General features: G+C 65.2%; 4 protein-coding genes and 1 pseudogene. 2 read left to right on the top strand and 3 right to left on the bottom strand.

Annotated elements, in window-relative coordinates:
• Positions 1–64: 64 nt before the first annotated feature.
• Positions 65–328 carry a DUF2277 domain-containing protein gene (locus tag NBW84_RS21615; RefSeq protein ID WP_047224521.1) on the bottom strand — a complete coding sequence of 88 codons (264 nt, stop codon included), beginning with the start codon at positions 326–328 and terminating at the stop codon, positions 65–67.
• Positions 329–499: 171 nt separating this feature from the next.
• On the opposite strand from NBW84_RS21615, the gene NBW84_RS21610 reads away from it, so the two are divergent.
• Positions 500–910: a VOC family protein gene (locus tag NBW84_RS21610; protein WP_250286875.1), complete on the top strand. Its 411-nt coding sequence runs from the start codon at positions 500–502 to the stop codon at positions 908–910.
• An 89-nt stretch (positions 911–999) separates the two neighbouring features.
• Here NBW84_RS21610 and NBW84_RS21605 read toward each other — a convergent pair whose 3' ends face one another.
• Together NBW84_RS21605 and NBW84_RS21600 are read right to left on the bottom strand one after the other, a co-directional pair.
• Positions 1,000–1,338, bottom strand: coding sequence for a toll/interleukin-1 receptor domain-containing protein (locus NBW84_RS21605; protein ID WP_445548493.1), 339 nt, complete (start codon positions 1,336–1,338; stop codon positions 1,000–1,002).
• A 25-nt stretch (positions 1,339–1,363) separates the two neighbouring features.
• Entirely contained in the window at positions 1,364–2,764 is a 1,401-nt protein-coding gene (locus tag NBW84_RS21600) for a DUF234 domain-containing protein (RefSeq protein WP_250286872.1), read from the bottom strand.
• A 326-nt stretch (positions 2,765–3,090) separates the two neighbouring features.
• Between NBW84_RS21600 and NBW84_RS21595 the strand changes: the two are divergent.
• A pseudogene (locus tag NBW84_RS21595) lies at positions 3,091–3,613 on the top strand (toll/interleukin-1 receptor domain-containing protein); the annotation flags it as partial.

Here is a 3,613-nt window from a genome sequence, read left to right as displayed (position 1 = left end):
CGACGGACGTCTGGGCAGCGGCCGGGCCGGCCTGTGCGGGCCGGCCGGCTGGTACCCGGGATGCTCACGTGTTCAGGCGGGCGCGGATCTCCGGGCGTCGTAGCGGCGGGAGTGTGGCCGGCGGCTGGCGGCGGGCCGGCAGCGTGTCGAGCAGCCGGTGGACCGCGGCGCCCACCTCGGCGACCGCCGTCTCGAACGCGTCCCCGGCCGTGGCCGGAGGCTGGCGCAGACCACTGACCTTCCGGACGAACTGGCGGGCGGCCGCCTCGATCTCCTCGTCGGTCGCCGGCGGCTGAAGGCCCCGCAGTTCGGTGATGTTACGACACATGATCCTCACCGTCTCCCCACAGATCCGTATGTACTGGGCGGCCCGCGCGTGCGGGCAGGTCACGTACGTCAGCGTCGCGGCCAGGCCGGAATCCAGTTCGCTGTCCACCCGCTCACCGAAGAGTTCCGAAACCATTCGGACGGAGGATACGGCCGGCGGCAGAATGAGGTCATGCCCAATACGAATCCCACCGTGTGGCTCACCCTGCAGGCCCACAACCCCGCCGTGCTCATCGACTACCTGGTCGAGATCTTCGGTTTCGACCTGGTCGCACGCCACGGCGAAGGCGAGACCGTCGAACACGCCGAACTGCTCTGGCCCGAGGGATCCGGCGGCATCATGCTCGGCGCGTACAAGCCCGAGGGCCACTGGACGCGCGAGCCCGGCACGGCGGGCGGCTATGTGGTGACCAGCGACCCCGATCGGCTGTACGAGCGGGTACTGGCCGCGGGCGCCGACATCATCATCAAGATCAACGAGACGCCCTACGGCTCTCGTGAGTTCGTGGTACGAGACCCGGAGGGCAACCTGTGGGCCTTCGGAACCTACACCGGCGCACCCCGGCAGGAACACCCTTCATAGCACGGAGAATCCCGGACACACCACGCCGCGCTGAATCCGAGGATTCGGAAAGACATTTCAGCCGGCGTTCGAGAGCGTCGACCGAGCAGCTACTGGTCGGCCGCTTGCCGCCCGTCCCGGATTGTCAGAACCTCGCGGGCCAGCCGGGCGCAGCCGGCCTCGAGCTCGGCGTCGTCGGTGAGATCCAGCGACAGACGGGCCCGTATGCCGAGACGCGGCCGGCAGGGCTCTCGTATGACGGTGAGCAGCCTGGTCGCGGCGGTTTCCAGACCGAGGTGCTCCGCCAGGACGTTCTCGAGCTCGGTGAAGTTGCTCTCCAGATATCTGGGGGTGGGCACGGCCAACGTGTATCTGCTCTGTATCACCGCCCGTTCCATCTCGAGTATGAGCGGGACACCGAGGCGGGGAGTGCCTCGTGATCGATACAGACGCGTACTCCCAGCTTCCGGACGCCTACCAGGCGGTCAGGAGCCGGGCCGGGTCGTAGCTGGGCAGACCCGGTACCTGCGTCGTCGTCCGCGTGACAGCGACTGGTGACGCGATGTCACCGCCTGGCACCGCGGCCCGGTCACGCAACAGGTGGTCCAGGTCGGCCTGGGTGAAGGGCTCCTTGTCACGCCATTTGACGGAGCCGACGAAGGTGACCACGTTCGCGCCTTTACCGGGCCGGACTCCTACCAGATCCACCTCGGGTGTGTGGTTACGCGGCCACCAGCCGCCTACGCTCTCAGCGCCGCCGAGCGCGGGATCGTCGATCGCGAGCCTGGTGAGCGCCTGGCGTACCAGCGGTTCCACCGCCCGTCCGCGATAGGCGGCCCAGCCGCCCGTCACCCTGGCTCTGGCGAGGTCGGGCCGGCCACGCTGAATGTCGGCGACGGCGCCTTCCAGGAAGCGTAGCCAGAACCGCAGGTAGGGGTCGGCGACCCGGTAGCGGGACGCCGTACCGACCTTCACTGCCACCGGACGGTCGACCGCGATCACTCTTTTGCCGGCCAGCAGTGCCAGGGCCCGGGTGAGCGGTGTCGATGCCACACCGGCGCGCGCCGCGATCGCGGAGAAGGCCCGGTCTCCAGCACCGATGGCGCGCAGCACGTCACTCGCCTGCAGATCGCGCGGGAACTCCGCGTCGAGAACCCGCTGACCGGTGACGATGAGCTCGGAGTTATCGTCCGAAAGCTGGTCGTCGAGGAACGCCGGCAGGCCACCGGCTCGCCGCCATTCCAGCAGCAGCCGGGGGTATCCACCGGTGATGAGCTGCGCGTCGAACGCCTCCGCCGCACGTTCGCTGCTGAGACCGAGCATGCGCGCCGTGTCACCGACGGAGAACGGCTCGACGACCATCTCCCGAGCCCGCCCGAAGAGCGGCCGGTCGTGCCCGGTCAGCATCTCCATCACGGCGAGGTCACTGCCGATGATGATGAAAAGGACGGGCCGGTTCTCGAACAGCCGGTCCCAGAGCTTCTGCAGGGTGCCGTCGATGCCGGTATCGCGCTCCAGCAGCCAGGGGAACTCGTCGATTACGACGACGGCCGGCGTGTCCACCGGGAGCGCGGCGTGGGTGGCGCGTAGCGCCTGTTCCCAGGTGCTGAAGCCGCCGGCGGTGAGCCCGTCGGCGCCGGGCAGCGTGCAGTCGAGCCGGGCGTCCTCGACGAACCCGTCGAGGTCTCGCTGGAGAGTGGCCTGCCGAGATCCGGTCACGAACAGTTGCGGCAGACCGCTACGGCGCACGAACTCGCTGATCAGCCTGGACTTGCCGGCCTGTCGCCGGCCCCGGACGCTGACCAGCCGGCCCCGGCCGTCACGGACCGCCGCGAGGTGGGCGTCCAGCCGCGCCAGCTCCTCGGCGCGACCCACGAAGTCCTCATGCACACACGAAGACTAACATCCATGTTAGTGACATCAGTGTTAGTGACATCAGTGTCGCTGGCATCAGCCCCGCCCAGGATCCGGTCTGCCCGCGACACGGCCGAGCCGGACCCACGGAGACGGAAAACAAGAGCCGCAATCGCCTGAAGCACCCCAGAAATTCTGGCATACTATGACAAATAGTATAATCCACGCATAAATGGATGTGTCTTTATCAGCTACAGCCGCAATGACAGTACATATGTAAAATCCCTCATCGAGCATCTCCGAAACAAAAAATTCCAGCGTGGTACGACAACTCAATAGATGCAGGAATGGAATGGCGCAACGAAATCAAGCGAAGGATTGACGGCTGCTCGGTTTTCATCGTGGTAATGTCCCCATCCGCCGAAAAATCAGAGTGGGTCTATCGGGAAACGATACAAGCAGAAAAAGGGAAGATTCCCGTCATGTCACTGCTCCTGACTGGTGATGCATTCTTCCACCTGGCAGACAAACAACATGAAGATGTGCCCGATGGGCGAATGCCATCACCCAGACTCATCACCCTGCTGCGCCGACACTGCGGATACAACTCCGACATCACGACTAACATCGAGAACGACTGGAGGGCCACGCCTCCGACATCCTATACCTATACCTATACGCGTACCTATACCTATACGCGGCCGATGGAGCAGGTTAGGTTCAACCTCGGCAGAGGAGTGCAGTACTTCGCCGCCGTCCTTGCCATTATCTGGATTTTTAGCATCCTCGACGGTAACTCAGGAGAAGTCATCCTGCCAGCACTCCTGCTCCCCGTTCTACTGAGAGTCAGGACAGTAAGAACATCCTATC

It is taken from the genome of Protofrankia sp. CiP1_Cm_nod2 (assembly GCF_920664355.1).
Classification (GTDB): domain Bacteria; phylum Actinomycetota; class Actinomycetes; order Frankiales; family Frankiaceae; genus Protofrankia.
Note: the sequence above shows the minus strand (reverse complement) of the source record. Positions and strands in the feature narration are given on the sequence as shown.